This is a genomic window from Mangrovicella endophytica (assembly GCF_002893625.1).
Classification (GTDB): Bacteria; Pseudomonadota; Alphaproteobacteria; order Rhizobiales; family Rhizobiaceae; genus Mangrovicella; species Mangrovicella endophytica.
Genome location: NZ_PKMZ01000009.1, coordinates 82,831 through 108,460 on the forward strand (window position 1 = coordinate 82,831; position 25,630 = coordinate 108,460).

The window sequence follows — 25,630 nt, forward strand, 5'->3', positions numbered from 1 at the left end:
CATCGCCATGATGTCCGATGCCAATGACGAGGCCGAGTTGGGCGAAACGACGGATAGCGGCAACCAGCACGTCGGCGACCAGCAGCCGAAACGACCCGTCGTTGCCCATCGTCTATCCGTCCGTATTCTCTGGATCACCGTGCTCGCCGTGATGGCGGCGGAAGTGCTGATCTTCGTGCCGTCCATTGCGCATTTCCGCCATAGCTGGCTGCATGGAAAGATCGAGACCGTCGCCGTCGTCGGCCTTGCCCTGAAGGCGCGCGTTCGCACGCCGGGACAGATCGCTCTCGACCCGGCGCAGGAGGCAGACCTCCTGCGCGCCGTCGATGCCGGTCTCATCGCGCTGACCGGGAATGGCGCCTCGCGCCTGCTGGCCACGTCCGGCGATCTCGCAGCCGTGGATATGCAGATCGACCTGCGCTTCGAGACCGTTGCCGAAATGATCACGGGCGCTTTCGACACGATGCTGTTCGGCGGCAGCCGGATGATGCGTGTTCTCGGCCCTGTCGGAGACGGAACGCTGACCGCCGAAGCCGTGATGTCGGATCACTCGCTGCGCATGGCGATGCTGCGCTATGCCCGCAACATCTTTCTCCTGTCCCTGTGCATCGCCGCTGTGGCGGCATTCCTCGTCTATCTCGCCATCATGATGATGCTGGTGAGGCCGATCGGCCTGATGACGGCTGCGATGATCCACTACTCGGAGAAGCCGGACGATCCGAGCCGGATCATCGCGGCTCCGCGCCGTCTCGACGAAATCGGGCTGGCGACGGTGGAGCTCGCCTCCATGCAGACGCGGCTCAGCACGATGCTGCGCGAACAGCGCCACCTCGCCGATCTCGGCCTCGCCGTCTCGAAGATCAACCACGACCTGCGCAACATCCTGGCATCGGCGCAGCTCATTTCGGACCGTCTGTCGGACCTGCCGGATCCGCGTGTGCAACGCCTGGCGCCGATGCTGCTGCGAAGCCTCGACAGGGCGCTGAGCTATACGCAATCGGTGCTGGCCTACGGCAAGGCGGTGGAAGCGGCGCCGATCAAGCGGCGCGTGCGCCTGCGCCAGCTCGTGGACGACGTCTACCAGACGCTGGTGGTTGCTCCCGATGCAGCGGTGGAACTTGTCAACGCGGTGCCCGAAACATTCGAGGTCGATGTCGATCCCGACCAGTTCTACCGCATGCTGTCCAATCTCTGCCGCAACTCCGTTCAGGCGCTGGAGGCCGACACAAGCCCCGCCGTGGTGCGGCGGATATCGATCGCCGCCAGCAACGAAGCGGCGATGCAGCTCATCGCCGTGGAGGACAGCGGCCCCGGCCTCTCGCCGCGCGCCCGGGAGAACCTCTTCAAGGCCTTCCGCGGTTCGACGCGCGCGGGCGGCACGGGACTGGGCCTTGCCATCGCGGCCGAAATCGTGCGCGTGCATGGCGGCAGCATCACCCTCTCCGACCGGCCCGACACGGGCGCGCGATTCGAGATCCGCCTGCCGCGGCGGATCGCCCGTTCCGAGCCGGCGGTCGCGGCCTGATCGCTGCGGCTCCGCATCCGCTGCGGCGATGCCAGGCGGGCCCCGCTACGGCTGGCCCTGGCGTCATCGGCGGGCGAACCGGTGCCGGCACGGCCTGCATGGAGGCCGCCCTGTGCGGAGCCCCGTCTCGGATCGAACTTTCTTGCCTTCAAGTGCTTGCATTCGGCCAAGCGAGCCGCTAGTTAGCCGGCACGTTCGGTGCAGGTCTCTCTCCCGAACGTCGGCGCCCGTAGCTCAGCTGGATAGAGCACCAGACTACGAATCTGGGGGTCAGAGGTTCGAATCCTTTCGGGCGCGCCATTATTTGCAAAAAGCTGGAAATGCCGATCTGGCAGCGGCGAATCTGCCGCCGCGTCTGCCTGCCTGAGCGACGCTTGGATTGCGCGCGGCAGTGTCGCCAGTTCGGCGCCGCATGCTGTCGGCCTCAGTTCCTGAAGTCAGCTTATCGGCTGGACCACGCCGAGCCAACTTCTCGACGGTGGTACCCTGGAGCCGCCGGCGAAGCTGCGCTCGCCCTCAGCGAAGCTGGCGATGCGCTGCCGTTGGATCGGCTGCGACCCGTGATCATAATTTTTCCGGCGCGGCGCTCCATGTCGGCTCCGACACCACCTGCCGACGGCCAGATCGACGCTCTGCAAATGCTTCGGCGATCGCCAGAACCGCGGCGTGGATCGGCCCCGTGGTCAGGCTCGGCATCACCGAGGCGTCCACAACAAAGAGGTTGTCGATGGCCTTCAGTCGCAGATCCGCGTCGACCACGGCCTGCCCATCCGATCCCATCCGGCAGGTGCCGCAGGGGTGATGATGGGTGATGGCGGCCTCGGCGATGAAGCCGTCGATTGCCGCCGTGTCTGTGAAATCGCCCGGCAGGAGTTCGCGCTCACGCCAGCCGGCGAGCTCGTCCCGATGACCGAGGGCGCGGGCGGCCGCAAGGGCTTGGCGGAACAGCCGCCGGTCCTCGCCGGTCTGCAGATAGGCCGGGTCGATGATCAGCCGGTCGTCCGGTGCCGGCCCGCTGATCCGGATGCTGCCGCGGCTCGTCGGATGCGTGACACCGAATAGCAGCGAATAGGCCGATCCCGCCGCCGGCGCCTTGAACCGCTCGGAGACGATGGGCGCGACACCGCAGCCGACGACGATCTCCGGCTGGCCCGTGCCGGCAAAATCGCCTGCCGGCATGTAGGCCATCGATTCGGAATGCTGGAGACGTGAGGGCGGGACGGGCCGGCGCGCCGCATACAGGTTGCCGGCGCCCAGCAGGTGGTCCTGCAGGTTGCGACCGACGTCCGGCATGTCGACGCGGCAGCGCACGTTCGCCGCCGCCAGCACGGCCTCTGGTCCGAGGCCGGAGCGCATCAGCAGCGCCGGGCTTTCCAGTGCGCCGGCGCACAGGATTACCTCGTCCGCGGCGATCGTCCGCGCGCCGGCCGGGCCGACGACCTCGAGGCCGCGCACGCGCCCGCCGTCCAGCGCCAGCCGGACGACCTGCGTCTCGGTCAGGATGCGCAGGCTGCCGCGGCGGCGCACGGCTGCTGTCAGCCAGGCATCCGCCGCCGTGACCCGGCGCCCATTCCGAATGTTGAGGGCGTTCGGCGTGACGCCGATCATCGTCCCGCCATTGTGGTCCGGGATGCGCGGCAGGCCGAGGGCTGCGCCGGCCTCGATGAAGGCACGCGCCACGGGGCTGACCTCGTCCGCCGGCAGATAGACCGGCATCGGTCCGCCGGCGCCGTGGATGCCGTCGCCGCCGAGCGGATGATCCTCGTTGGCCCGGAAGGCGGGCAGCAGCCCCTCCCAGCTCCAGCGCTCGTCCCCGGTCGCCTCGGCCCAGGCCGCGAAGTCGGCCGGATGGCCGCGCATGTAGCCCATGGCATGCAGGCAGCTCGACCCGCCGACGAGCTTCCCGCGCGCCCAGCGGTGGACCCGCCCGCCGGTACCGGCTTGCGGCTCGGTGCGGTAGTCGCAATCATAGCTGCGGCCCTGCAGCGCCGGCCAGGCCGCCGGGTTCCAGATGTCCGGGTCGGCCGGCTCGCGCCCGGCTTCGATCAGGAGGACGTTGCGAGAGGGATCCTCACTGAGGCGCGCCGCCAGCAGGGCACCTGCCGATCCACCGCCGACGATAACGGTATCAGCTGCCAAGCTGCGTTCAGCCGTCATGTCCACCCCTCTCGTTCATCCTCGTTCGGAAAGCCTGGCTGATCGGTCGTCGCCCTAGCGCGGCGACACCATCCCCTATCCGGGAGTGGCCCGTCGCGCTGGACCGCATCACGAGTCGCGCCAAACGCCGCTGCCGCCGATCAGGCCATCCCGTCCATGAACTTCTTTGCCGCCGCCCTCGCCTTCAGCACGTGCTTGCGCGATGCCTTGCGGGCCGCCTTCTCGTCACCCGCCGCGATCGCATCGTAGATCGCCTGCATCTCGAGGAAGCTGCCATGCGCACGCCCCTGCAGTGCCATGGAGCGGCCGCGGAAGAAGCTGATCCGGGCAAGCAGGCCGCGATGGACTTCCTCTAGAACCGGGTTGCCGCAATTGGCGAGGATGATCGAGTAGAAGTCGGCCGCCGTCGTCACCTGCGCCATGCTGTCCTGGCGCGAGGCCGCCTCCTCGAAGGCGGCCAGCGCCTTACGGAGCTCGTGCAGCTGCGCCGGCGGAATGGTCGCGGCGCAGCGTCCCGCCGCCTCGACCTCCAGCAGTTCCCGCACCTCGTAGATTGCCTTGGCTTCCTCCCAGGAGAGGGCCGGAACGGACGGACCGCGGTTCGGCACCATTTCGATCAGACGCTCGGCCTGCAGGCTGCGCAGCGCTTCCCGAAGGGAGGGCCGGCTGACGCCGAGCTGCGCGCAAAGCTGGCTCTCCACCAGCCGGCTGCCAGGCTGGAAGAGACCCGAGAAGATGGCCATCCGCAGCTTGTCGACGGTGGCCTGCTGCACCGTCCGGGGCGACACGCGCAAATTCAGATCCAGTGACATGGCTTGTGTCTCATCAGCACTCGGTCGCGTCGCGATCATCTTACGGCAGCTGCCTCGATTCGGACAGCGTCGCCCAATAATTCGTCATATCAGAAGATTGAAAGAATGTCAGACAATCCTGTTGACGACCACCGAGGAAGTGTGATCACTTTTTGCCACGGCGGGGATACGGGAGAGACCGGTGAACACAGACAGCGCAGCAGATTGCTCTCACCTCCGCCACATCGACACGGGCCGCATCAGCCTGCATGTGCGTGATCGCGGCGAGGGTCCGCTGATGCTGTTCTTTCACGGGATCACGTCGAACTCGGCCGTGTTCGAGCCGATGATGGCGAAACTCTCAAAGCGCTTCAGGACCATTGCGGTGGACCAGCGTGGACACGGCCTCAGCGACAAGCCAGAGAGCGGCTATGCGGCCGACGACTACGCCGGCGACATCGCCGGGCTGATCCGCGCCCTTGATGCCGGACCGGCCATTCTGGTCGGGCACTCCTTGGGCTCGCGCAACTCGGTCACGGCCGCTGCGAAATATCCGGACCTCGTCCGCTCGGTCGTCGCGATCGACTTCACGCCGTTCATCGAGACCGAGGTCTTTGACACACTGGAAGCCCGCGTGAATGCTGGCGACCAGCTTTTCGAGGATCTCGGCGCCGTCGAAGCCTATCTCGCAGCCCGCTATCCGAACATTCCCGCCGACGCCATCCGGATAAGGGCAAGGAGCGGCTACGGGCAGACCGACGGCGGACTGCGCCCGCTCGCCTCGCCATCCGCCATGGCCCAGACCGTGACGGGCCTGCGCGCCGACCTCACCCCGGCCTACAGTGACGTGAAACGGCCGGTTCTCATTATCCGCGGACAAGACAGCAAGCTCGTTTCGGCCGCGGCGCTGGCCGCGACCAGCCGGCTACGGCCCGACCTGCCAGTGGTCGTGGTGCCCGGCGCCGACCACTACGTCAACGAAGTGTCTCCCGACATCACGCTGAAAGCCATCACGAACTTCATCGACGCATGACCTCCGTGCGCGACGTCGATCCATACGCAGCAGGATACCGACCATGGCCAACTTGAACACAGCTCCCGTCAGGACGCGCCGCGCCGAAGTCGCCGGCGGCGGCTTTGCGGGCCTGACGGCGGCCATCGCGCTCAAGCAGAGCGGATGGGATGTGACGCTGCACGAGAAGGGTCCGGAACTCAGGGCATTCGGTGCCGGCATCTATCTCTGGTACAATGGATTGCGCGTTCTCGAAGGGCTGGGTGCCCTGGAGGAGGTTCTCAAAGGGTCGCACACGCCGCCGACCTACGAGACCTGGATGCACAACAAGTCGGTCTCCAAGGAAACCTTCAACGGCCTTCCCTGGCGCATCATGACGCGCAGCCACCTGCACGACGCGCTCGCCAATCGCGCCCGCGCCCTCGGCATCGACATCCGCGTCAATTCCGAGGCGGTCGCTGCCGACCCGGAAGGACGCCTGACCCTCAATACTGGCGAGGTCGTCGAGGCGGACCTGATCGTCGGCGCGGACGGCGTCGGCTCCAAGGTCCGCGATTCCATAGGCTTCAAGCAGGATCGGTGGGATTCCACCGATGGCATCATCAGGCTCATCGTCCCGCGGATGAAGAAGGAACTCGGGCATGGCGAATGGGACAACACCATCGACATGTGGAACTTCTGGCCGCGCGTTCAGCGGATCCTCTACTCGCCCTGCAACGAGAACGAGCTCTATCTCGGCCTGATGGCGCCGGCGGCCGATCCGCGCGGCTCGCGGGTGCCGATCGACCTTGAGGTCTGGGTCGAGATGTTCCCGTTCCTGGAGCCCTGCCTCGTCGAAGCGGCCAAGCTGCAGAGCGCCCGCTACGACAGATACGCGACAACGCGGCTCGACAGCTGGACCCGCGGCAAGGTCGCCCTCGTCGGCGATGCCGCCCATGCCATGTGCCCGGCCCTCGCCCAGGGCGCGGGCTGCGCCATGGTGAACGCCTTCAGCCTGTCGCAGGATCTGGCCCTCGCCGCCTCGGTCGAGGACGCGCTGACCGCCTGGGAAACGCGCATCCGGCCGATCACCGATCGCTGCCAGGCGCTGTCCGGCGACTATGCGGCGAACCGCTCGCTGTCGAAGGGAAACATGTTCACGCCGGCGGCCCTCGAAGCCGCTTGCTACGATCCGCTGCGCCGCACCTCCTCATGGCCGCAATAGTGCTCGGATCGGATCGGTCGACAACTTCGGCGCGCGCGAGCCGCGGCCCTCGGGAGACGGGAATGGACTATTCGGACGAAGTCGAGCGGCTCTATGAGGTCAGGGGATGGTACTCGGCCGTCCACGAGATCCGGCACGACGGCGGTGAGCCCGGCGAGACGCTGGTGAAGGCCGCCGCTGCGGTGATCATCCGCAATCCGTTTGCTGGCCGGTTCGCCGCCGAGCTCAAGGATTTGACGGATCCGAGCCCGGCCATCGGGCACGCGCTTGGCGAGCGGGCCGCTGCCCTTCTCGCCGACCGGCCGGTGGAGAGCTACGGCAAGGGCGGGATCGCCGGCACGGCCGGCGAGCAGGAGCATGTGGTCGCCTGCATCACCACGGTCTTCGGCAACCCGCTGCGCGAGCAGGTGGGTGGCGGCGAGGCCTGGATCTCCTCCGTCAGCAAGGTTGCGGCGGCGGGCACCTCCATCGACATCCCGCTCGCCCACAAGGACGAGCTCTACATCCGCTCCCACTACGACGCCGTCACCTTCTCCGTGCCGGACGGTCCGCGGCCGGACGAGCTGCTGATCTGCGTCGCCGTGGCCTCGGGGCCGCGCGTGCATCAGCGCGTCGGCGGCAAGTCCGTCGCCGACCTGAAGAAGTCCGCGTGACCGGCCCGACCCTCTGAAAGGACAATCCATGCCTCTTAACATCAAGGATCTGAAGATCGCCTCGTCGGACTTTGAGCCGCTCGGCCGGCTGCGCGACGAGCATGCCGGCGACAAAGGCAACGTCCTGCCGAAGCTGACGATCAGCGGCGTTCCCGCGGGCGCCAAAGAGCTCGCGGTCATCTGCCACGATCCCGATGCGCCGCTGCCGAACGGCTTCACGCACTGGACCGTCTACGGCATCGACCCCGCGACCACGGATCTGTCGGACGCCCAGGAGAAGTTCCGCGTCGGACCGAACGGCGCCGGCGACAAGCAGTATTACGGCCCGCAGCCGCCGGCCGGGCATGGCGACCACCACTACTACTTCTGGGTCTATGCGCTCGACACCGAGGTCGAGGGAACGCCGACCCGCGAGGAGTTCCTGGAGACCTACGCCGGCAACATCATCGAGCAGAACCGCATCGTCGGCATCTACCAGAACGCTTGAGCCGATCTCTGGGCGGGGCTCGCCTCCGCCCTGCGCCGGCTGTGACGGAAGGGAATGGAAGAGTGCAATCATGAGCGAAGTCAGCGACGCCCGCCGGACGGTGTTCGAGGAGCTGGTGACCGGAACGAAGATCCTCATCAACGAGGGGATCATGGACGTGTTCGGCCATATCAGCGCACGTGACCCGGAAGACCCCAACTACTTCTTCCTGGCGCAGAAGCTGGCTCCGGCCGTGATCACGGTCGACGACATGCAGCGCTTCAACCTCGAGGGCGAGACGACCGACAACCGGCCATCCTACCTCGAACGCTACATTCACAGCGAGATCTACAAGGCGCGCCCGGATGTGCAGTGCGTGTTGCACACCCACTCGCCAGCGGTGCTGCCCTATTGCTTCGTCGACGAGCCGCTCCGGCCGGTCACGCATATGGGCGCCTTTCTCGGCGAGAGGGTGCCGGTCTACGAGATCCGCGACAAGCAGGGCGACGAGACGGACCTCTTCGGCAACAGCCCGGCCGTATGTGCAGAGATCGCCGAAAGCCTAGGCGACCAGCCCGTCGTGCTGATGGCGCGGCACGGCGTCGTCAACGTCGGCAGCTCCGTCCGGCAGGTGGTGTTCCGCGCCTTCTATCTGGAGCAGGAGGCCGCCGCCCACACCGCCGGCCTGCGGATCGGTACGATCAAGTACCTGTCGGCGGGCGAGCTCAAGGCGGCGGGGAACCTTGTCGGCGCGCAGATCAACCGTGGCTGGGACCACTGGTCGGAGCGCCTCCGGCAGAAAGGCCTCCTCTGATCCGGACGCCTGCGGACCGCGTCACGGCCGCCGGTGCCGCGCAAGGATCACTTACCGGCGATTTCAATGATCCCACGGCGCTCCGGCGTCACGGGAGAACGCAACGAAACGAGCCATGTCGCACGCCGAAGATTACGACTACATCATCGTCGGGGCCGGATCGGCCGGTTGCGTGCTCGCCCATCGGCTGAGCGCGGATCCGAACTGTACGGTGCTGCTGGTCGAGGCGGGTGGCTGGGACCGCGATCCGATGATCCATATCCCGCTCGGCTGGGGGAAGATCCTCACCGAGCGGCGCCACGACTGGATGTATTTCTGCGAGCCCGAGGAGAATGTCGGCGGACGGCGCGTCGAGTGCGCCCGCGGCAAGGTCATCGGCGGCTCCTCCTCCACCAATGCCATGGCCTATGTGCGGGGGAACCGCGGCGACTACGACCGCTGGGCGGCCAGTGGCCTCTCCGACTGGTCGTACGAGAAGGTGCTCCCCTACTTCCGCAAGCAGGAAAGCTGGGAGGGCGGCGAGAGCCGTTTCCGCGGCGGCGCCGGGCCCGTGCGGACGCAGTTCTGCCGCTACAGGGACCCGCTGATCGACGCCTTCGCCAAGGCCAGCGTCGAGGCCGGTTATCCGCAGACCGACGACTATAACGGCGAGCGGCAGGAAGGCTTCGGCCGCCTGCAGATGACGATCGCCAACGGCCGGCGCTGCTCGACCGCCTCCGCCTATCTGCGGCCGGCGCTGAAGCGGCCGAACCTCACCGTCCTTACCGGCGCGATGACCACCAGGATCGTGATGGAAGGCGCGCGAGCGACCGGCATCACCATTAACCACCGCGGCGGCGAGCGGACGGTTGGCGCGCGCCGCGAGGTACTGCTTTCCGGCGGCGTGATCAACACGCCGCAGCTGATGATGCTGTCCGGCATCGGCGCGGGGGACGAACTCGCCGCCCACGGCATCGAGACGCGCATTCACCTGCCGGCGGTCGGCAAGAACCTCCAGGACCACGTCTCCGTCATCCTCATGTATCGGCGCCGCGGCGAGGGCCCGTTCCTGCGCAAGATGCGCGCCGACCGGATCGGCCTCGACTTCGCCCGGACCTACCTAACGGGGCGCGGCTTCTCCGGCGACGTGCCGGGCGGCGTGGTGGCCTTCCTGAAGAGTGATCCGTCACGGCCGCTGCCGGACGTGCAGCTGCTGTTCACGGCGGCTCCGCTCGCGGCCTGGCCCTACTTCAAGCCGTTCAAGGCGCCCTTCGCGGACGGCTTTGCGACGCGCATCGTGGCGACGCAGCCGGAGAGCCGCGGCGCGGTGAAGCTCGCCTCCGCCGATCCCCTCGCGGCGCCGCTGATCCACCAGAACTTCCTCGCCTCGCCGCGGGACTGGGAGTCGCTGCGCGCCGGCTTCCGGGCGGCGCGCCGGCTGGCGGCCCAGCCGTCCATGCAGCCCTTCGTCGAGGCGGAGTTCTTTCCCGGGCCGGCCTGCGAGAGCGACGCCGAGATCGACGAGCACATCCGCCGCACTTCCATCACCGTCCACCACCCGGCCGGCACCTGCCGGATGGGCGCGGACGAGGCCTCCGTGGTCGATCCGCAGCTGCGCGTGCGCGGCGTCGCGGGCCTCAGGGTCGTCGACGCGTCCGTGATGCCGGACCTCGTCTGCGGCAACATCAACGCCGCGGTGATCATGATCGCGGAAAAGGCGGCCGACCTGATTGCCGCGTCCCACTCGCAGACACGCGCTGCGCCCAGCATGAGGGAGGCGGCCTGATGATCCGTCGCATCGCCATTCTCGGTCTCGGGACCATGGGGCCCGGCATGGCCGCCCGGCTGGCCAGGGGCGGCCTGGACGTCACGGCCTACGACATCGCGCCGGCGGCGGTCGAGCGCGCCCGCTCCGCTCTCGGCACGATCGAGGGCGTCCTGGACGCGCTGGAGATCGCCGCGCCTGCCGGCGGCGCTGGCACGATCCGCTTCACCGGCGACATCGCCGACGCGGTGGCCGGTGCCGACCTCGTGATCGAGAACGTGCCCGAAAACATCGGGGTGAAGGCGGAGATCTACCGCGCCATCGAGGGGCTGATCGCGGCCGACGTCATCGTGGCGTCCGACACGTCCGGCATCCCGATCACGCAGCTGCAGGCCCACATCTCCCACCCCGAGCGGATGGTCGGCATGCACTGGTCGAACCCGCCGCACATCATCCCGATGATCGAGGTGATCGGCGGCGAGAAGACCGACCCGCAGACCGTGGCGACGATCCGGGACCTGATCCGCTCGATTGGGCTGCTGCCGGTGGTGGTGAAGAAGGACGTTCCGGGCTTCGTGGAGAACCGGGTCCTCTACGCGCTGCTGCGGGAGGCCGTCGACCTCGTCGAGCGCGGCGTGATCGAGCCGCAGGACATCGACACCTGCGTCTCCTGGGGCATCGGCTACAAGATCGCGGTGGTCGGACCGATGGCGCTGCTCGACATGGCCGGGCTCGACATCTACCGCTCGGTCTCCTCATTCCTCAACGCCGACCTGGCACGGCGCGAGGACGTCGCGCCGATGGTCGAGAAAAAGATCGCCGCCGCCACGCTCGGGCTGAAGTCCGGCAAGGGCATCTACAACTACGCCGAGGGCACGATCCCACAGTTGCAGGCCGACCGCGCCGCCAAGCTGATCGCGGTGCGCCGCATCCTCGAAGGGCGGGGCTAGAGACATGGCTCTGGCTGCCGCCCGCGCGCGAAACGACGTTCCAACGCTGCAGGCCGTCGCAAGCGTCGCGGCGGCTTCCGACCTGATCAGCGCCCGCGGCGTCTCCGTAACGATGGGGTCCGGTCGCCACCGCCAGGTCATCCTCGACAACATCGACCTCTCGGTCCCCGAGGGATCGTTCGTGTCGCTGATCGGCCCATCAGGCTGCGGCAAGAGCACGCTCCTGAAGGTGCTGGCCGGGCTCGTGGAGCCGAGTACCGGTCGCGTGTCGGTCGCCGGCCATGCGCCGGCCGACGCGGCACGCCGGCGCATGATCGGGCTCGTCTTTCAGGACGCCAACCTGCTCCCGTGGAAGAACGCCGTCGACAACGCCTCCATGCTGCTCAGCATCGCCGATCCGACGCTGTCGAAGGCGGCCTTGCGCGAACGCGGCCAAGCCATGCTGGACCTCGTCGGACTCGGCGACGCCGCCCACAAGATGCCGAACGAACTCTCCGGCGGCATGCGCCAGCGCGTCTCCATCGCCCGGTCGCTGGCGCTCGACCCGGCCGTACTCCTGATGGACGAGCCCTTCGGTGCCCTCGACGCCATCACCCGCGACACGATGGGGCAATCGCTGCTGGAGATCTGGGAGCGGACGGGCAAGACGATCGTGCTCGTCACCCACTCGATCGACGAGGCGGTGCACCTGTCGAAGCAGGTGCACGTGCTCGGGATCAAGCCGGGGCGGATCATCGAGACGCTCGACGTCCCGCTGCCCTACCCGCGCGAGGTATCGATCGTCGAGCACCCCGACTTCATCAGGCTCCACAACGGCTTGCGCGCGCTGCTGCGCGACAGCCACCGTCCGGGGCAGCCGTCATGAGCGTCCAGTCCTCTTCCGTCACCCCACGCGAGATGCCGGCCTGGCGATTCGTCACCGACCGCTGGTTGCCGCCGGTCATCCTGTCCGTCATCACCCTCCTCGCCTGGGAGGCGGTGGTGCGGATCTTCGCGATCTCGCCCTTCATCGTGCCGGCGCCCTCGGCCGTCGCGGAGGCACTGGCCGCCAACTGGGGGACGCTCCTGCAGGCGAGCATCGTGACGGCGGAGGAGATCCTGCTCGGCTTCGTCGTGTCCGTTGTGGCGGGCGTCGCGCTAGCCCTCCTCATCGTCCGCTTCGACTGGCTCGGCCGCGCCCTCTATCCGCTGGTTGTTCTGTTCCAGAACGTGCCGAAGGTGGCGCTGGCGCCGATCTTCATCCTGTGGTTCGGCTACGGCCTCGCGCCCAAGATCATCCTGATCCTGGTGATCGCCTTCTTCCCCGTGACCCTGTCCATGCTGGCCGGCATGGAGTCCGTGGACCGCTCGCTGGTCTCGCTGATGAACTCCGTCGGGGCGAGCCGCAGCCAAATCCTCCTGCGCATCCGCGTGCCGCACTCGCTGCCGAACCTCATGGCCGGCATGAAGATCGCCGCGACCTTGAGCGTCATCGGCGCCATCGTCGGCGAGTTCGCCGGCGCCTCGGACGGGCTCGGCTACGCCATCCAATTCGCCTCCACGCAGCTCGACACGCCGCTGGTCTTCGCCGCGCTGCTGCTCGTCTCGGTCCTCGGCATCGTCTTCTACTACGCCGCCGAGCTGCTGGAACGGCTGGTGGTGCCCTGGGCACCGAAGTTCAGCGGCCGCTAGCCGACCCATGGGTTTCAGGTTCAACGAAAAGGGGAACAGGACATGCTGAGGCGCTCATTGATCAAGGCGGCGGGGATCGCCGCGGTGGCCGGCTCTCTCTGCCTCGGCACGCTGCCGGCGCTGGCCGCCGACCAGGTCGCCGTGCAGCTCGATTGGGTGGTGCGCGGCAACCACGCCATGTTCTTCGTCGGCAAGGAGAAGGGCTTCTTCGCCGACAACGGCATCGAGGTCACCGAGATCCGCAAGGGATCCGGCTCGCCCGATACGATGCGGCTGGTCGGCAACGGCAATGCCGAGTTCGGCTTCGGCGACCTGCCGACGCTGGCCGTCGCCCGCTCGCAAGGAGTGCCCGCCGTGGCGCTGGCGGCGGTGAACCAGAAGTCCCCGCTGGCGATGCTCTCGCTCGCCAAGACGGTGAAGCTGGAGAAGCCCGACGACCTGAAGGGCCTCACCATCGGCATCCACCCGGCCGGCTCGACCTACATCTTCTTCCGCAGCTTCCTTGCCGCCAACGGCCTGACCGAAAAGGACATGACGCTCAACAGCGTGTCGCCGCCGTACGAAAGCTACCTGCTGCTCGGCCGCGTCCAGGCCGTTCCGGGCTATCTCGACGCGGAGGTCCCCGAACTGGAGGCGAAGGCCGGCGGCCCCGGCTCGCTCAGCGTCATGCAGGGCGCCGACTTCGGCTGGAAGGCCTTCGGCTCCGGCCTCCTCACCTCGGACGCGATGATCAAGGAAAAGCCCGATCTCGTGGGCCGCTTCGTCAAGGCCTACATCAAGGCCTTCGACTACGTCGCCGCCCATCCCGAAGAAGCAGCCGAGATCACCGCCAAGGCCGTCCCCGGCTACGCCGACAAGAAGGACGTCCTGCTCGCGCAGATCCAGGCCGACATCCACAGCACCTTTACCAGCCCGGAGACCGAGGCACATGGCCTCGGCTGGATGAGCAAGGCGCAGTGGGAGGAGACGCTAAAGACGCTCTCCGAGCAGGGCGTGCTGAAGACCACGCCAGCGGTCGACAGCGTCTACACCGACACCTTCCTGCCGAAGAGCTGAGGCGGGACGAACCGATGGCGCTCCGGACCGGCATTTGCACAGACGCAGGCCGTCCGGGGCGCGGCTACCGGCAGCGGAGCCGGCCGGCCTCCTCGCCGCAGGTCACGGCCCGCGAACTGGAAGGCCCTGCCGAACGGTCGAGGACGATCTGGGAGCGGGTCCCGTATGCATCCCGCGCAAAGCCGCACCAGAGCGTCTCGACCGCCATGTTCTCCCGCTTGTCGTTGAGAAGCGAATACGCCGCCGTCGACGGATCGCGCCAGAGCTCGATGCTGGCGGTGGCTCCAGGCGCGACCGGGGTCGGGGCGGCCGAATACCAGTGGGCGAGATCGATGTGGCACGCCAGCGGAGCGCCGGCCGCATTGGTGATCGTCACAGGGACGCGGTCGAGCCCATCGGTGCCGCGGCGCACCTCGATGTGGTGCAGCTCGACTGCGCCGGCAGGCAGTGCAGAAACGAGGAAGACAGCAGCGTAGTAAGCGTTCAATCTCATGTCATTCTCGGGAAATCGAGGGTGAAACGGGAGAGACACTAAACAGTTCAACCAAAAACAACAGTTCAAAATGGAGGCTCGCATGAGAAATACATTTGTTACTGCTGCAAGTGCTGTTGTACTTTCCCTTGCGCTACATGCGTCCGCGCTTGGCGCCGAGATCTCGTCGATCGCGATCCTGACGCCGGAGGAGGGCACGGATTACGGCTGGAACCAGCAGGGCATCGACGCCTGCAAGGCCGCCGCCGAGGCGGCCGGGATCACCTGCGAGGTGGCCCAGGGCCTCGGCTACGGCGACGTCCGCCCGGCGCTGCGAGAGCTCTCGGAAGACGGTGCCGGCCTGATGATCGCGCATGCCAGCGGCTACAACACCGCCGCACCCGAGATCGCAAGCGAGACCAAGACACCGGTCGCTATCGTCGACACGCCGCAGGGCCTCCAGAAGGGTCTCGTCGCGGACTACACGCTGAGCGGCCACGAGGGCGCCTATCTCGCCGGTCGTCTCGCCGCCAAGATGAGCCGGTCCAAGCATGTCGGCATCGTCGTATCGGGCGAGCCGCCGTCGTGGAACGCCCAGTCCGCCGGCTTCGCGCAAGGGGTGAAGGCCGAGAACGGCGACGTAAAGATCACCTACGCCGTGATTGGACCCGCCGCCTACAGCGACGCCGCCGGCGGCCGGCGGGTGACCGAAAGCGTGATCGCGGCCGGCGCCGACATCATCTTCGGCCAGGGCAACGGCTCCAGCTTCGGCATGCTGCAGGCGGTGGAAACCACCAAGGCCGCGGATGGCGGCAAGGTCTATTTCATCGACGTGATCGGCGACAAGACGCCGGTGAGCAAGGGCTTCCTCCTCAGCTCCGTGGTCTGGAACATCACCCCGATCTACGCGGCGATGATCAAGGACATCAAGGACGACACCTTCGGCACGAAGCACTACGCGATCGGGCTCACCGATGATTCCGTGAAGCTGCTGAAGACTGATCAGATCCCCGACGACGTCTGGGGCGCGGTCCAGAAGATCCGTGACCAGATGATCTCCGGCGAGATCAAGATCGAGCCGGTCTTCGAGGCGACCGCCGTGCGTGGCCTGATGACCGACGTGTCCGCAGCTGCGCAGTAGGCGTACCCGGCCGGAGGGGCTCACCCTCCGGCCACTGGATTTCAGCTGGAAGCCGATGACGGAACGCACCATGGACCGGGCAGGAACCAGACCCGCGATCGTGACGCTCGAGGGCGTCACCAAGCGCTTTCCCGGCATCGTCGCCAACGACCGGATCGACCTCGCCATCCACGCCGGGGAAGTGCACGTGCTGCTGGGCGAGAACGGCGCCGGCAAGTCGACGCTGATCGGCATGCTGTCGGGTCTCCAGCAGCCCGATGCAGGACGCATCCTCGTCGACGGCGCCGAAATGGCGATCCGCTCGCCGAGCCATGCGCTGTCGCTCGGCATCGGGACCGTGTTCCAGCACAACATGCTCGTACCGTCGCTGACCGTCGCGGAGAACCTCGCGCTGGGCGGCCGCTGGTGGCAGCGTCCGGCCATCGCCGAGCTGACGCAGCGCGTCGCCGCTATTGCAGCCCCCCTCGGCATCGAGATCAATCTCGGCGCGCGAGTCTCCGAGCTCTCGCTTGGCGAGCAGCAGCAGGTGGAGATCGTGCGGGCGCTGCTGCGCGACAGCCGACTCCTGATCCTCGATGAGGCGACCTCCATGCTGACGCCGCAGGGCATCGCCGAGCTGGGCGCGCTGATGCGCCGGCTGGTGGAGCGCGGGCTTGCCGTCGTCTTCATCACCCACAAGCTCGCCGAGGCCGCCGAGTTCGGCGATCGCGTGTCGGTGCTCAAGCTCGGCCGCAAGGTCGGCGAGATCCCGCCGGAACGCCTGCGCTCGCTCGATCAGGCCGCGCTGGTGGAGGAGATCGTCGCCATGATGTTCGGCCGCCAGGCCGGCAGTGCGGCGGTCATGATCCCGCCGCGCGCGGCCAACGACGACGCCCTCCTGGAAGTGCGAGACCTCGCCGTCGCACGCACCGCGGACGCGCCCGGCCTCGACGCAATCTCCTTCACGGTCGGGCACGGCGAGATCCTCGGCATCGCCGGCATCGACGGCAACGGCCAGAAGCAGCTTGCCGAGGCACTGGCCGGCCAGCGCGCCACGGCCGGCGGCAGCGTGCTGCTGGCGGGCGAGGCGCTGGACGGGCTCGATGTGGGCGGCCGCCGCCGCCGCGGTCTGCGCTACCTCACCGACGACCGCCTGGCGGAGGGAACGGTCGGCACCTTCCCGGTGTCGATCAACTACGTGCTCAAGCAGATCGGCGAGCCGCCCTTCTGGCGTTCCGGCGTCGAACGGACGGGCGAGATCGACGCCCGCGCTGCCGAGCTGACCCGCCTCTATGACGTCCGCACGCCGAGCATCGCGACGCCGGTCGGCCGTCTGTCTGGCGGCAACATTCAGAAGGTGCTGATCGCCCGCGAACTCGCAACAGGCGTCCGGGCCGTGATCTTCAACAAGCCGACCTACGGGCTCGATCTTTCCAACACGCTGGCAACGCGCGAGCGCATCCGCGAGATCGCCAGCCAGGGCATGGCCGTGCTGCTGATATCGACGGACCTCGAGGAGCTCCTCAGCATGTGCCACCGCATCGCCGTGATCTCGCAGGGCCGCCTGGCGGGAACGGTTCGCAACGAGGACAGCGCCGGCGAGCGGGTCGGCCGCCTCATGATCGGACTTGCGGCATGAGCCAGGACGCCCTCCCCGCCGTCGGGCTCGATGCTTCCGCTGGCCGCAGCAGCCGCCGCGACCTCGCACGAAGGCTCGCGATCACCGTGGTTCCGATCCTCGTCTCGCTGGTCATCGCGGGCTGCGTGCTGCTCGCGGTCGGCGTCGACCCCTTCGCCTATTACGGCTTTGTCGTGCAGCGCGGGCTCCTGTCGGGGCTCGGCCTCCAGCAGACGCTGACGCGCATGGCGCCGCTCCTGTTCATCGCGGCCGGCCTGATCGTCGCCTTCCGGGCCGGCATCTGGAATCTCGGCGGCGACGGGCAGTTTCTGCTCGGCGCGGTGACCGCCGCGGCGAGCGCGCCGCTGCTGGTGCAGGTCCTGCCGGCATGGCTGGCGCTGCCGATTGCCTTCGTCATCGCAGCGACGGTGGCGATGCTCTGGTCGCTCCTGCCGGCGCTGCTGCGCGCCTATCAGGGCGTCAACGAGATCATCACCACGCTGATGATGAGCTTTCTCGGCGTCTCGCTCGCCAACGTGCTGGTGAAGCTCGTCTTCCTGGATCCGTCGACGACCGTGCCGCAGACCCGCACGCTTCCGGTTCCCGACCGGCTGCCGCGCTTGTTCGAGACGACCGTCACCAGCGGCCTCGTCTTCGGAGTCGTCGCGATCGTCGGCGTCCATCTGATGATGACGCGGACGGCCTTCGGACTGAAGCTGCGGACGGTCGGTGCCAATGCGCGCGCTGCGGTGCATGCCGGCCTCGACGTGCCCGTTCTCGTCAGCGCCGTCTTTGCCCTCTCGGCCGGGCTGATCGGCCTCGGCGGCGCCATCGACGTCGTCGGCACGCAGGGCAACGTCAGGGCCGACTGGAACCCGGCCTACGGCCTTGCGGTGATCCCGGTCGTGTTCCTCGCCCGCATGAACGGCTACGCCGCCATCGGCTTCGTCTTCCTCCTGTCGGTGCTGTCGATCGGCGGCGAAAGCGCAGCACGGCGGCTCGGCGTGCCGCAGACCTTCACGCTGGTGCTGGTGTCGATCGTCCTGATCACGCTCGCCATCGCCGAATATCTCGACCACCGGTTCGACCGGGCGCGGAGGGTCTGAGCCATGGATGGCCTTCTCAGCACCTCCTTCCTGGCCGCGCTCCTGTTCGGCGCGGTGACGGCGGCGATCCCGCTGCTGCTCGCGGGGCTCGGCGAGCAGATGTCGGAAAAGGCCGGCGTCCTCAATATCGGCATCGAGGGCATGATGATCGCCGGCGCCTATCTCGGCTTCGTCGGCGCCTACTATTCGGAATCCTTCTGGCTCGGCTTCCTCGCCGGTGCCGCCGGCGGCGTGGCCGTGGCCGCGCTGATGGCGCTCCTGTGCGTACGCATCGGGCTCAACCAGATCGTCATCGGCATCGCCCTGACGCTCGGGCTGGAGGGGCTGACGGCGCTGCTGCACCACTTCCAGTTCTCCCGCAGTTATCCCCGCCTGCCGGCGGCCGCCGTGACGCCGATCCCGCTCCTGTCCGATATTCCGGTGCTGGGCCCGGCGCTGTTCCGCCATCACCTGATCGTCTACCTCGCCGTCGCGGCGGTCTGGGTGATGATCTGGGTCTACCGGCGCACGCAGCTCGGCCTGAACCTGCAGGCAGCCGGCGACAAGCCGGCGGCGCTCGACGTCGCGGGCATCGACGTCGTGCGCACGCGCACGGCAGCCGTCCTCTTCACCGGTGCCATGGCGGGCCTCGGTGGCGCCTATCTCGCCAATGTCGGAGCAGGCCTGTTCATCCCCTTCATCACCAACGGGGCCGGCTTCCTCGGCATCGTGCTGGCGATGCTCGCCCGGGGCCGGCCCCTGTGGGTGCTGGCCGGCGCGCTGATCTTCGGCGGCTGCCTGTCCGTGACGACGGCCGCGCAGGTGGCCGGCGTCAACATCCCGACCGACCTCATCCAGATGCTGCCGTTCCTGGCGGTTATGGCGATGCTCGTCCTGTTCGGACGGCGCGCCAGCCTGCCGGCGGCGCTTGGCATTCCCTACGAGCGCGGTGCGCGCTGACCCAACTCAAGTGAGGCGAAGATGAGTGACACCAAGGTATATCTTCTCGACGGCGGCTCGCTGGTGCTCGACGGCTACCACGTCTTCTGGAACCGCGGGCCGGGCGGCGAGGTCCGCTTTCCCGTGTACTCGATCCTGATCGAGCACACCGAGGGCCGCTTCCTGATCGACACAGGCTTCGACTACGATCACGTCATGAAGGTGCTGCCCTTCGAGAAGCCGATCCAGAGCCGGGATCAGACCATTCCCGGCGCGCTCGCCCTGATCGGCCTCGAGCCGAAGGATGTCGGCGTCGTCTTCAACTCCCACTTTCACTTCGATCATTGCGGCGGCAACAAGTACTTCCCGCATGCCAAGAAGATCTGCCACAGGAGCGAGGTGCCGCAGGCCTGCGCGCCGCAGCCCTTCGAGCATCTGGGCTATTCCGACCTTTCCTTCTCGGCCGAGGCCGCCGAGGCCCGCGGCGCCACCGACCAGCTGCTGCCCGGCACGACGCGGCAGAATTCGACCTTCGAAGGCATCGAGGGCGACATCGAGCTGGCCAAGGGGGTGCACCTGATCGCCACGCCCGGCCACTCGATCGGCCATTACAGCCTGCTGGTAGAGTTCCAGACCCGTAAGCCGATCCTGTTCACCATCGACGCGGCCTACACGCAGAAGAGCCTGGAGACGCTCTGCCAGGCGGCCTTCCACATCGACCCGGTGGCCGGCGTCGCTTCGATGCGCCGGGTGCAGAAGCTGGCCGAAGACAAAGGCGCGGACCTCATGTTCTCCCACGACATGGAGAACTTCCTGACCTACCGCACCGGTACGCAGTTCTACGGCTGAGGACTCGGCCATGCGCTACGCCGACACGAAAGAGCCCGTCATCACGCTGACCTCCGGGCCGGTAAACGCCTATTCGGAGGTGTTGCGGGCGCTCAGCCGGACGGTCCTCTACGACTACGATCCCGCTTTCCAGGCCTTCTACGAGGCCGTGGTCGATAAGGCGCAGCGAGCGATGCGGCTGTCGACGCGGCCGGTGATCCTGCATGGCGAGCCGGTGCTCGGCCTCGAAGCCGCCGCCGCGTCGCTGATCGCCGAGAGCGACACGGTGCTGAATTTGGCCTCCGGCGTCTACGGCAAGGGGTTCGGCTACTGGGCGAAGCGCTACACGCCAAACCTCCTGGAGATCGAAACGCCCTATGACGAGGCGATCGACCCGCAGGCGGTGAAGGACATGCTGGCGACCCATCCCGAGATCACCGTGGTCTCGGTCTGCCATCATGATACGCCCTCCGGCACGATCAACCCGATCGACGAGATCGGTGCCCTCGTCGCGGCGCATGGGGCCTATCTGATCGTTGACGCCGTCTCGTCCTTCGGCGGCATGCGCACCCATCCCGAGGACTGCCAGGCCGACCTCTACATCACCGGGCCGAACAAGTGCCTCGGCGCGCCCCCCGGCCTGACGCTCGCCGGCGTCAGCCCACGCGCCTGGGACAAGATGAAGAGCAACCCTTTGGCGCCGCGCGCCTCCATGCTGTCGATCCTTGACTGGGAAACGGCGTGGTCGCGGGACAAGCCGTTTCCCTTCACGCCGTCCGTCGCGGAGGTCAACGGGCTGGACGCGGCGCTCGACCTCTACCTTAACGAGGGACCAGAGGCGGTCTGGGAGCGCCATGCGCTGACCGCCCGTGCCACGCGCGCGGGTGCGCTCGCCACGGGTCTGGCGCTCTGGCCCAAGCACGAGGCGATCGCCTCCCCGACGACCACCGCGATCCGCACGCCGGACGGCGTCGACGAGGCGGCGCTGCGGCGCGAAGCGCGTGCCCGCTATGGCGTGGTGTTCTCGTCCGGGCGCGGCGAAACGCTCGGCCGACTGACGCGCATCGGCCACATGGGGCCGACCGCCCAGCCCATCTACGCCATCGCCGCGATCGCGGCGCTCGGCGGAGCGCTGCGCGCGCTCGGCCACGCGGCCGACACCGGCGCGGGCCTTGAGGCCGCCATGGCCGTCATCGACGCCGCGGCGTGAACCACGGACAAGCAAGAAGAGGGAACGACAGGATGGCAGGGAAACTGGACGGTCGGGTGGCGCTGGTCACGGGCGCGGCGCAGGGCATCGGCAAGGCGATCGCCACGAGGCTCGCCGCCGACGGCGCCCGCGTGATCATCAGCGACATCAACGAGGCGGGCGGTGCGGCAGCCGCGCAGGCGATCGGCGGCACGGCGATCGCCGCCGACGTGTCCGACCCCGCCGCCGTCGCGGCGCTGTTCAAGCGCATCGAGACAGAAACCGGCGGCGTCGACATCCTTGTCAACAACGCCTCGATCGTGCCCTTCATCGCCTGGGACGACGTCGATCTCGATCATTGGAACAAGATCATCGCGGTCAACCTGACCAGCGCCTTCCTCGTCACGCGCGCGGCGACCGACCAGATGCGCGCCGCCAACAAGGGCGGCCGCGTCATCTCGATCTCCTCCAACACCTTCTTCGCCGGCACGCCCAATATGGCTGCCTATGTCGCAGCCAAGGGCGGCGTGATCGGGTTGACCCGTGCCCTGGCGACGGAGCTCGGCACCTACGGCATCACCGTCAACGCCGTAACGCCAGGGCTGATCGAGAGCGACGGCGTGAAGGCGAGCCCGCACAACCAAGCCTTCGAGTTCGTCGAGATGCTGCAGGCGGTGAAGGGCAAGGGCCAGCCCGAGCACGTCGCCGACGTCGTGGCGTTCCTCGCCAGCGATGACGCCCGCTGGATCACCGGCCAGACGCTGAACGTCGACGCCGGCATGGTCCGGCACTAGGATTCCCAAGGAGCCGCGCGGTTCCGCCTCTCGCATCGATCATCCCGCCGCTCGGGGCGGGATGATCGGCACATCCTTTCCTCCAGCGGACGCGACGATCTGCAGGGTCCTCCGTACGCGGCCGAAGTCATCCGGATCGCGAGTCCTGACGCTGTCGGGCTCAATACCCTCTGGTTGCCCGGCGCGACGAGACGGTCCAGGCGATATTCGGATCAGGGATACGCCGATGCGGCAAGCGCCGAGCGGCTGCGGGGCACGTAGCGTCCCTCTCCCTTCGCGCCGATAAGCTCACCCTCCCGCACCATCACTTTGCCGCCGACGATCACGGTCTCAGGCCAGCCGGTGATCTCGGTGCCCTCATAGGGGCTGTAGTCGGCACCGTCGTGAAGGTCGGCATGGCGGATGGTCCGCTTCGCCTCCGGGTTCCAAATGGCGATGTCGGCATCCATGCCGATCGCGATCGAACCTTTGCGTTCCAAGCCATAGGTGCGCGCATGGTTGGTCGCGGTCAGTGCAACGAAGCGGGACAGGTCGATCCGCCCCTTCGCCACGCCCTCCGAGAACAGGATCGGCAGGCGCGTCTCGACGCCGGGAATGCCGTTTGGGATATGCCGGAAGCTCGTCCGGCCCCTGGGGTTCAGCTTACCGGCCGGATCGTCGTAGCGGAAGGGGCAGTGATCGGAGGAGAAGAGGTCGAAGACGCCGGTCTCGATGCCGCGCCAGCAGGCCTCTTGCTCGGCTTCGTCGCGGGGCGGCGGCGAGCAGACGAATTTCGCGCCCTCCCAGTCCATGCCGTCGAGGTCCTTGGCTGTCAGCATCAGATATTGCGGACAGGTCTCGCCGACGACCTTCTGGCCCCGGGCTCTTGCCGACGCAATCTCCGCCATCGCCGCGCCGTTCGAGACATGGACGATGACGATCGGCACCTCGGTGATCTCCGCCAGCGACAGCGCACGGTGGGTCGCCTCGCGCTCCACCGCGACCGGGCGGGTGGTGGCGTGGGCTTTCGGGCGGACCTCTCCCTCGGCCTCTTGCCGGCCGATCAGGTAGCGGATCGCGTCCTCGTTCTCGCAGTGGACCATCACGAGCGCGCCGGTCCGGCGCGCCGTGTCCATGGTCGCGAGGATCTCAGCATCGTTCAACCGCAAGCCCTCATAGGTCATGAAGACCTTGAAGGACGTGTAGCCGTCCGCCACCAGCGCCGGCAGCTCCTGACCGAGCACGGCCTGAGTCGGATCGGACACGATCAGATGGAAGGAATGGTCGGTATAGCACTGGCCCTCGGCGAGGGCGTGATAGTCCTGCAAGGCCGCGCGCAGGCTCTGGCCCTTCGCTTGCAGGCAGAAGGGCAGAACCGTGGTGTTGCCGCCGAAAAGCGCCGATCGCGTGCCGGACTCGAAATCGTCGGCCATGACGATGCCGTCGCCGGAGGGCTGCGAGATGTGGACGTGGCTGTCGATCCCGCCGGGCAAGACCAGCCGGCCGGTCGCGTCGATGACCTCCGCCGCCTCGAGGCCGAGGCCGATCTGCGCGATCGTGCCATCCCTGATGCCGACATCGGCGCGATAAACGTCGGCGGCGGTCGCGACCGTCCCGCCGCGGATCACCAGATCGAGTGTCAAAGCGCCGGCTCCAACGCGGCGATCAGGCGATCCACCTCCTCGACGGTGTTGTAGTGGATCATGGATACGCGCACGACGCCGTCCTGCGGCAGGAGGCCGTGCTCCTCGACGAGGCGCCTTGCATAGAAGTCGCCATAGCGGATGCCGACCATCGCCTTGTCCGCGCCCTCCACGACCCGCTTGGAGCTGTCCTGCCCGACCGTGAAGGAGACGGTAGACACGCGGTCCTCCAGCGCCGTCGAGGTGCGCCCGATGACACGCACCGAGTTGCGCGAGGTGAGAAACTCCATCAGCCGCGCGGTGACGACGCGCTCCTGCTCGGCGATGCCGGCAAAGCCGGCTTCGATTGCCGACCGGCCGGCGGAGGCGCCGGAGCGCGTGCCCAGTTCCTCGACATACTCCACGGCGCCGATCGAGCCCCAGGCGCATTCGTAGTTGATGTTGCCGGGCTCCAGCTTGTGCGGCACTCGGCTCTTGTCGAAGAAGTAGTGGTAGATGTTGTCGAGCGATTCCAGCTTGTCGCGCCGACCGTACATCACAGCATGGTGCGGCCCGAACACCTTGTAGACGCTGAAGACGTAGTAGTCGGCGCCGAGCGCCCTCACGTCGATCGCCCGGTGCGGGGCATAGGCCACCGCATCGACAACCAGCTCGGCGCCGGCCGCATGCGCGATATCGGCGATCTCGGCGATCGGATTGATCGTCCCGAGGATGTTCGAGGCATGCGTGACGCAGACGAGCTTCGTGCGCTCGCTCATCAGAGCGCGAAGGTCGGCGAGATCAAGCTCGAACGTTTCGGGATTGCAGCGCCACCACTTGATCTTCACGCCACGCGCTTCGTGCTTCAGCCACGGCCCGATATTGGCCTCGTGGTCGACATTGGTCAGTACGATCTCGTCGCCCGGCTGCAGGCGTCCCGTCATCGCCTCCGACAGGAAGCGGATGAGGATCGTGGTGCTCGCACCTTCGACGATCTCGCCGGGATCGCAGTTCATGAAACGGGCAAAGGCACCGCGCGATGCGGACACGCGCTCGAGCGAACGCTGGCTCGGCGCGTAGCTCGCCCCGGTCTGCACGTTGGACGTCAGCAGATAGTCGGACACGCGGTCGGCCACGCGCGCCAGCACCTGGCTGCCGCCGGCATTGTCCATGTAGGCCCATTCGCCGCCAAGGGCGGGGAACTGGGAGCGGACGAAGTCGAGATCGAGAGACATGGGGGAACTTTCTTGCAGAAGCGGCGTCAGCGCGCGGCGCGACGGGCGTGACGCGTCTCATAGTGCGCGACGAGGCGCACCAGCGGCAGGAGGATGAGGAGATAGAGGATGGCCGCGCCGATCAGCGGCGTCGGATTGGCGGCGAGCGCCTGGGCCTGCGTCGCCTGTTTCAGGAGGTCCGGCAGGGCCACCACGGAGGCGAGCGCGGTATCCTTCATGACGTTGATCGAGTTGTTGGTGAGCGGCGGAATGACGACCCGGATCGCCTGAGGCAGGATCACGCGCCGCATGCGCTGGTAGGAATGCAGGCCGAGCGCATCGGCGGCCTCGAACTGGCCGCGCGGGATCGCTTCGATGCCGGCGCGAAAGATCTCTGCCGCATAGGCGGTCGAAACGGTGGACAGGGCGAATACGGCCGCCGCGAAGGGCGAGAAGCGGATGCCGAGAAACGGCAGCGCATAATAGACCACCACCAGCCAGACCAGCACCGGCAGCGCCCGGAATACATCGATATAGGCGATCGCAAGAGCCCGGAACGCGCTGGCCGCGTAGAGCCTCACCATCGCCAGAGCCAGGCCGCCGATCAGCCCCAGCACGATCGACAGGAGGCCGAGCAGGACCGTGCGGCCGAGGCCCTGCAGAAGCAGCGGGTAGTAGCGGACGAGGACGTCGACGTTGAAGAAGGTTTCAACGATACCCATGCTGA

Annotated in this window: 24 protein-coding genes and 1 tRNA gene; 19 read left to right on the forward strand and 6 right to left on the reverse strand. The window is 67.6% G+C overall.

What is annotated here, in order from left to right; translation table 11 throughout:
* The first annotated feature begins 7 nt into the window (after positions 1 to 7).
* Both C0R46_RS16660 and C0R46_RS16665 read left to right on the forward strand, forming a co-directional pair.
* On the forward strand, positions 8 to 1,525 hold the full coding sequence (locus tag C0R46_RS16660; protein ID WP_245413635.1) for a sensor histidine kinase: 1,518 nt from the start codon (positions 8 to 10) through the stop codon (positions 1,523 to 1,525).
* A gap of 223 nt (positions 1,526 to 1,748) precedes the next feature.
* Positions 1,749 to 1,825: transfer RNA gene (locus tag C0R46_RS16665), tRNA-Arg, on the forward strand.
* Positions 1,826 to 2,089: 264 nt separating this feature from the next.
* On the opposite strand, the gene C0R46_RS16670 is transcribed toward C0R46_RS16665, so the two are convergent.
* Positions 2,090 to 3,682, reverse strand: a complete 1,593-nt coding sequence (locus C0R46_RS16670) for a GMC family oxidoreductase (protein WP_102960790.1) — start codon at positions 3,680 to 3,682, stop codon at positions 2,090 to 2,092.
* A 140-nt stretch (positions 3,683 to 3,822) separates the two neighbouring features.
* Complete coding sequence (locus tag C0R46_RS16675) at positions 3,823 to 4,494, reverse strand: GntR family transcriptional regulator (protein ID WP_102960791.1); 672 nt, start codon at positions 4,492 to 4,494, stop codon at positions 3,823 to 3,825.
* 181 nt (positions 4,495 to 4,675) lie between these two features.
* Here C0R46_RS16675 and C0R46_RS16680 point away from each other — a divergent pair, with 181 nt between their 5' ends.
* From C0R46_RS16680 to C0R46_RS16725, 10 genes are all read left to right on the forward strand, one after another.
* The gene (locus tag C0R46_RS16680; RefSeq protein WP_245413636.1) at positions 4,676 to 5,506 is read left to right on the forward strand and encodes an alpha/beta fold hydrolase; all 831 of its coding nucleotides are present in this window, start codon (positions 4,676 to 4,678) and stop codon (positions 5,504 to 5,506) included.
* Positions 5,507 to 5,549: 43 nt separating this feature from the next.
* Positions 5,550 to 6,689 (forward strand): FAD-dependent oxidoreductase, encoded by a 1,140-nt coding sequence (locus tag C0R46_RS16685; protein WP_102960792.1) that lies wholly within the window; start codon positions 5,550 to 5,552, stop codon positions 6,687 to 6,689.
* 62 nt (positions 6,690 to 6,751) lie between these two features.
* Positions 6,752 to 7,342, forward strand: coding sequence for an amino acid synthesis family protein (locus tag C0R46_RS16690; protein ID WP_102960793.1), 591 nt, complete (start codon positions 6,752 to 6,754; stop codon positions 7,340 to 7,342).
* A gap of 28 nt (positions 7,343 to 7,370) precedes the next feature.
* Complete coding sequence (locus tag C0R46_RS16695) at positions 7,371 to 7,829, forward strand: YbhB/YbcL family Raf kinase inhibitor-like protein (protein ID WP_102960794.1); 459 nt, start codon at positions 7,371 to 7,373, stop codon at positions 7,827 to 7,829.
* 70 nt (positions 7,830 to 7,899) lie between these two features.
* Positions 7,900 to 8,622, forward strand: coding sequence for a class II aldolase/adducin family protein (locus C0R46_RS16700; protein WP_102960795.1), 723 nt, complete (start codon positions 7,900 to 7,902; stop codon positions 8,620 to 8,622).
* Positions 8,623 to 8,737: 115 nt separating this feature from the next.
* Positions 8,738 to 10,387 carry a GMC family oxidoreductase gene (locus C0R46_RS16705; protein WP_102960796.1) on the forward strand — a complete coding sequence of 550 codons (1,650 nt, stop codon included), beginning with the start codon at positions 8,738 to 8,740 and terminating at the stop codon, positions 10,385 to 10,387.
* A complete protein-coding gene (fhmpcd1, locus tag C0R46_RS16710; protein ID WP_102960797.1) occupies positions 10,387 to 11,316 on the forward strand; it encodes a 5-formyl-3-hydroxy-2-methylpyridine 4-carboxylate 5-dehydrogenase in 930 nt (309 codons plus the stop codon). The genes C0R46_RS16705 and fhmpcd1 overlap by 1 nt, the downstream gene beginning before the upstream one ends.
* Positions 11,317 to 11,320: 4 nt before the next feature.
* Complete coding sequence (locus C0R46_RS16715; RefSeq protein ID WP_102960798.1) at positions 11,321 to 12,181, forward strand: ABC transporter ATP-binding protein; 861 nt, start codon at positions 11,321 to 11,323, stop codon at positions 12,179 to 12,181.
* Positions 12,178 to 12,987, forward strand: coding sequence for an ABC transporter permease (locus tag C0R46_RS16720; protein ID WP_102960799.1), 810 nt, complete (start codon positions 12,178 to 12,180; stop codon positions 12,985 to 12,987). Before C0R46_RS16715 ends, C0R46_RS16720 begins: the two co-directional genes overlap by 4 nt.
* A 42-nt stretch (positions 12,988 to 13,029) precedes the next feature.
* Complete coding sequence (locus C0R46_RS16725) at positions 13,030 to 14,043, forward strand: ABC transporter substrate-binding protein (protein ID WP_102960800.1); 1,014 nt, start codon at positions 13,030 to 13,032, stop codon at positions 14,041 to 14,043.
* A gap of 64 nt (positions 14,044 to 14,107) precedes the next feature.
* Here the strand turns inward: C0R46_RS16725 and C0R46_RS16730 are convergent, their stop codons facing one another.
* Positions 14,108 to 14,536 (reverse strand): hypothetical protein, encoded by a 429-nt coding sequence (locus C0R46_RS16730; protein WP_157944675.1) that lies wholly within the window; start codon positions 14,534 to 14,536, stop codon positions 14,108 to 14,110.
* Between the two features lie 82 nt (positions 14,537 to 14,618).
* Between C0R46_RS16730 and C0R46_RS16735 the strand changes: the two genes are divergently transcribed.
* From C0R46_RS16735 to pldH, 7 genes are read left to right on the forward strand one after another with little or no spacing between them, the layout of a single operon-like run.
* Positions 14,619 to 15,656 (forward strand): putative B6 ABC transporter substrate-binding protein, encoded by a 1,038-nt coding sequence (locus C0R46_RS16735; RefSeq protein ID WP_102960802.1) that lies wholly within the window; start codon positions 14,619 to 14,621, stop codon positions 15,654 to 15,656.
* 55 nt (positions 15,657 to 15,711) lie between these two features.
* Positions 15,712 to 17,274 carry a putative B6 ABC transporter ATP-binding protein gene (locus C0R46_RS16740; protein WP_245413637.1) on the forward strand — a complete coding sequence of 521 codons (1,563 nt, stop codon included), beginning with the start codon at positions 15,712 to 15,714 and terminating at the stop codon, positions 17,272 to 17,274.
* Positions 17,271 to 18,359, forward strand: coding sequence for a putative B6 ABC transporter permease subunit 2 (locus tag C0R46_RS16745; protein WP_102960803.1), 1,089 nt, complete (start codon positions 17,271 to 17,273; stop codon positions 18,357 to 18,359). The genes C0R46_RS16740 and C0R46_RS16745 overlap by 4 nt, the downstream gene beginning before the upstream one ends.
* A 3-nt stretch (positions 18,360 to 18,362) precedes the next feature.
* Positions 18,363 to 19,298: a putative B6 ABC transporter permease subunit 1 gene (locus tag C0R46_RS16750; RefSeq protein ID WP_102960804.1), complete on the forward strand. Its 936-nt coding sequence runs from the start codon at positions 18,363 to 18,365 to the stop codon at positions 19,296 to 19,298.
* A gap of 21 nt (positions 19,299 to 19,319) precedes the next feature.
* Entirely contained in the window at positions 19,320 to 20,126 is an 807-nt protein-coding gene (gene pldA / locus C0R46_RS16755; protein WP_102960805.1) for a 4-pyridoxolactonase, read from the forward strand.
* A 10-nt stretch (positions 20,127 to 20,136) separates the two neighbouring features.
* A complete protein-coding gene (gene ppaT / locus C0R46_RS16760) occupies positions 20,137 to 21,315 on the forward strand; it encodes a pyridoxamine--pyruvate transaminase (RefSeq protein WP_102960806.1) in 1,179 nt (392 codons plus the stop codon).
* 32 nt (positions 21,316 to 21,347) lie between these two features.
* Positions 21,348 to 22,088 carry a pyridoxal 4-dehydrogenase, SDR-type gene (pldH, locus tag C0R46_RS16765; RefSeq protein WP_102960807.1) on the forward strand — a complete coding sequence of 247 codons (741 nt, stop codon included), beginning with the start codon at positions 21,348 to 21,350 and terminating at the stop codon, positions 22,086 to 22,088.
* 212 nt (positions 22,089 to 22,300) lie between these two features.
* On the opposite strand, the gene hydA is transcribed toward pldH, so the two are convergent.
* The 3 genes from hydA to C0R46_RS16780 are packed head-to-tail and all read right to left on the reverse strand — an operon-like array spanning position 22,301 to position 25,625.
* A complete protein-coding gene (gene hydA, locus C0R46_RS16770) occupies positions 22,301 to 23,710 on the reverse strand; it encodes a dihydropyrimidinase (RefSeq protein WP_102960808.1) in 1,410 nt (469 codons plus the stop codon).
* Entirely contained in the window at positions 23,707 to 24,924 is a 1,218-nt protein-coding gene (locus C0R46_RS16775; RefSeq protein WP_102960809.1) for a cysteine desulfurase-like protein, read from the reverse strand. The genes hydA and C0R46_RS16775 overlap by 4 nt, the downstream gene beginning before the upstream one ends.
* 26 nt (positions 24,925 to 24,950) lie before the next feature.
* A complete protein-coding gene (locus C0R46_RS16780) occupies positions 24,951 to 25,625 on the reverse strand; it encodes an amino acid ABC transporter permease (protein WP_102960810.1) in 675 nt (224 codons plus the stop codon).
* Between the last annotated feature and the right edge of the window lie 5 nt (positions 25,626 to 25,630).

Coding starts and splice junctions, on each gene's coding strand:
- C0R46_RS16660 (WP_245413635.1), top strand. CDS start 8: ATGATGTCCGATGCCAATGACGAGGCCGAGTTGGGCGAAACGACGGAT.
- C0R46_RS16670 (WP_102960790.1), bottom strand. CDS start 3,682: ATGACGGCTGAACGCAGCTTGGCAGCTGATACCGTTATCGTCGGCGGT.
- C0R46_RS16675 (WP_102960791.1), bottom strand. CDS start 4,494: ATGTCACTGGATCTGAATTTGCGCGTGTCGCCCCGGACGGTGCAGCAG.
- C0R46_RS16685 (WP_102960792.1), top strand. CDS start 5,550: ATGGCCAACTTGAACACAGCTCCCGTCAGGACGCGCCGCGCCGAAGTC.
- C0R46_RS16690 (WP_102960793.1), top strand. CDS start 6,752: ATGGACTATTCGGACGAAGTCGAGCGGCTCTATGAGGTCAGGGGATGG.
- C0R46_RS16695 (WP_102960794.1), top strand. CDS start 7,371: ATGCCTCTTAACATCAAGGATCTGAAGATCGCCTCGTCGGACTTTGAG.
- C0R46_RS16700 (WP_102960795.1), top strand. CDS start 7,900: ATGAGCGAAGTCAGCGACGCCCGCCGGACGGTGTTCGAGGAGCTGGTG.
- C0R46_RS16705 (WP_102960796.1), top strand. CDS start 8,738: ATGTCGCACGCCGAAGATTACGACTACATCATCGTCGGGGCCGGATCG.
- fhmpcd1 (WP_102960797.1), top strand. CDS start 10,387: ATGATCCGTCGCATCGCCATTCTCGGTCTCGGGACCATGGGGCCCGGC.
- C0R46_RS16715 (WP_102960798.1), top strand. CDS start 11,321: ATGGCTCTGGCTGCCGCCCGCGCGCGAAACGACGTTCCAACGCTGCAG.
- C0R46_RS16720 (WP_102960799.1), top strand. CDS start 12,178: ATGAGCGTCCAGTCCTCTTCCGTCACCCCACGCGAGATGCCGGCCTGG.
- C0R46_RS16725 (WP_102960800.1), top strand. CDS start 13,030: ATGCTGAGGCGCTCATTGATCAAGGCGGCGGGGATCGCCGCGGTGGCC.
- C0R46_RS16730 (WP_157944675.1), bottom strand. CDS start 14,536: ATGAGATTGAACGCTTACTACGCTGCTGTCTTCCTCGTTTCTGCACTG.
- C0R46_RS16735 (WP_102960802.1), top strand. CDS start 14,619: ATGAGAAATACATTTGTTACTGCTGCAAGTGCTGTTGTACTTTCCCTT.
- C0R46_RS16740 (WP_245413637.1), top strand. CDS start 15,712: ATGACGGAACGCACCATGGACCGGGCAGGAACCAGACCCGCGATCGTG.
- C0R46_RS16745 (WP_102960803.1), top strand. CDS start 17,271: ATGAGCCAGGACGCCCTCCCCGCCGTCGGGCTCGATGCTTCCGCTGGC.
- C0R46_RS16750 (WP_102960804.1), top strand. CDS start 18,363: ATGGATGGCCTTCTCAGCACCTCCTTCCTGGCCGCGCTCCTGTTCGGC.
- pldA (WP_102960805.1), top strand. CDS start 19,320: ATGAGTGACACCAAGGTATATCTTCTCGACGGCGGCTCGCTGGTGCTC.
- ppaT (WP_102960806.1), top strand. CDS start 20,137: ATGCGCTACGCCGACACGAAAGAGCCCGTCATCACGCTGACCTCCGGG.
- pldH (WP_102960807.1), top strand. CDS start 21,348: ATGGCAGGGAAACTGGACGGTCGGGTGGCGCTGGTCACGGGCGCGGCG.
- C0R46_RS16775 (WP_102960809.1), bottom strand. CDS start 24,924: ATGTCTCTCGATCTCGACTTCGTCCGCTCCCAGTTCCCCGCCCTTGGC.
- C0R46_RS16780 (WP_102960810.1), bottom strand. CDS start 25,625: ATGGGTATCGTTGAAACCTTCTTCAACGTCGACGTCCTCGTCCGCTAC.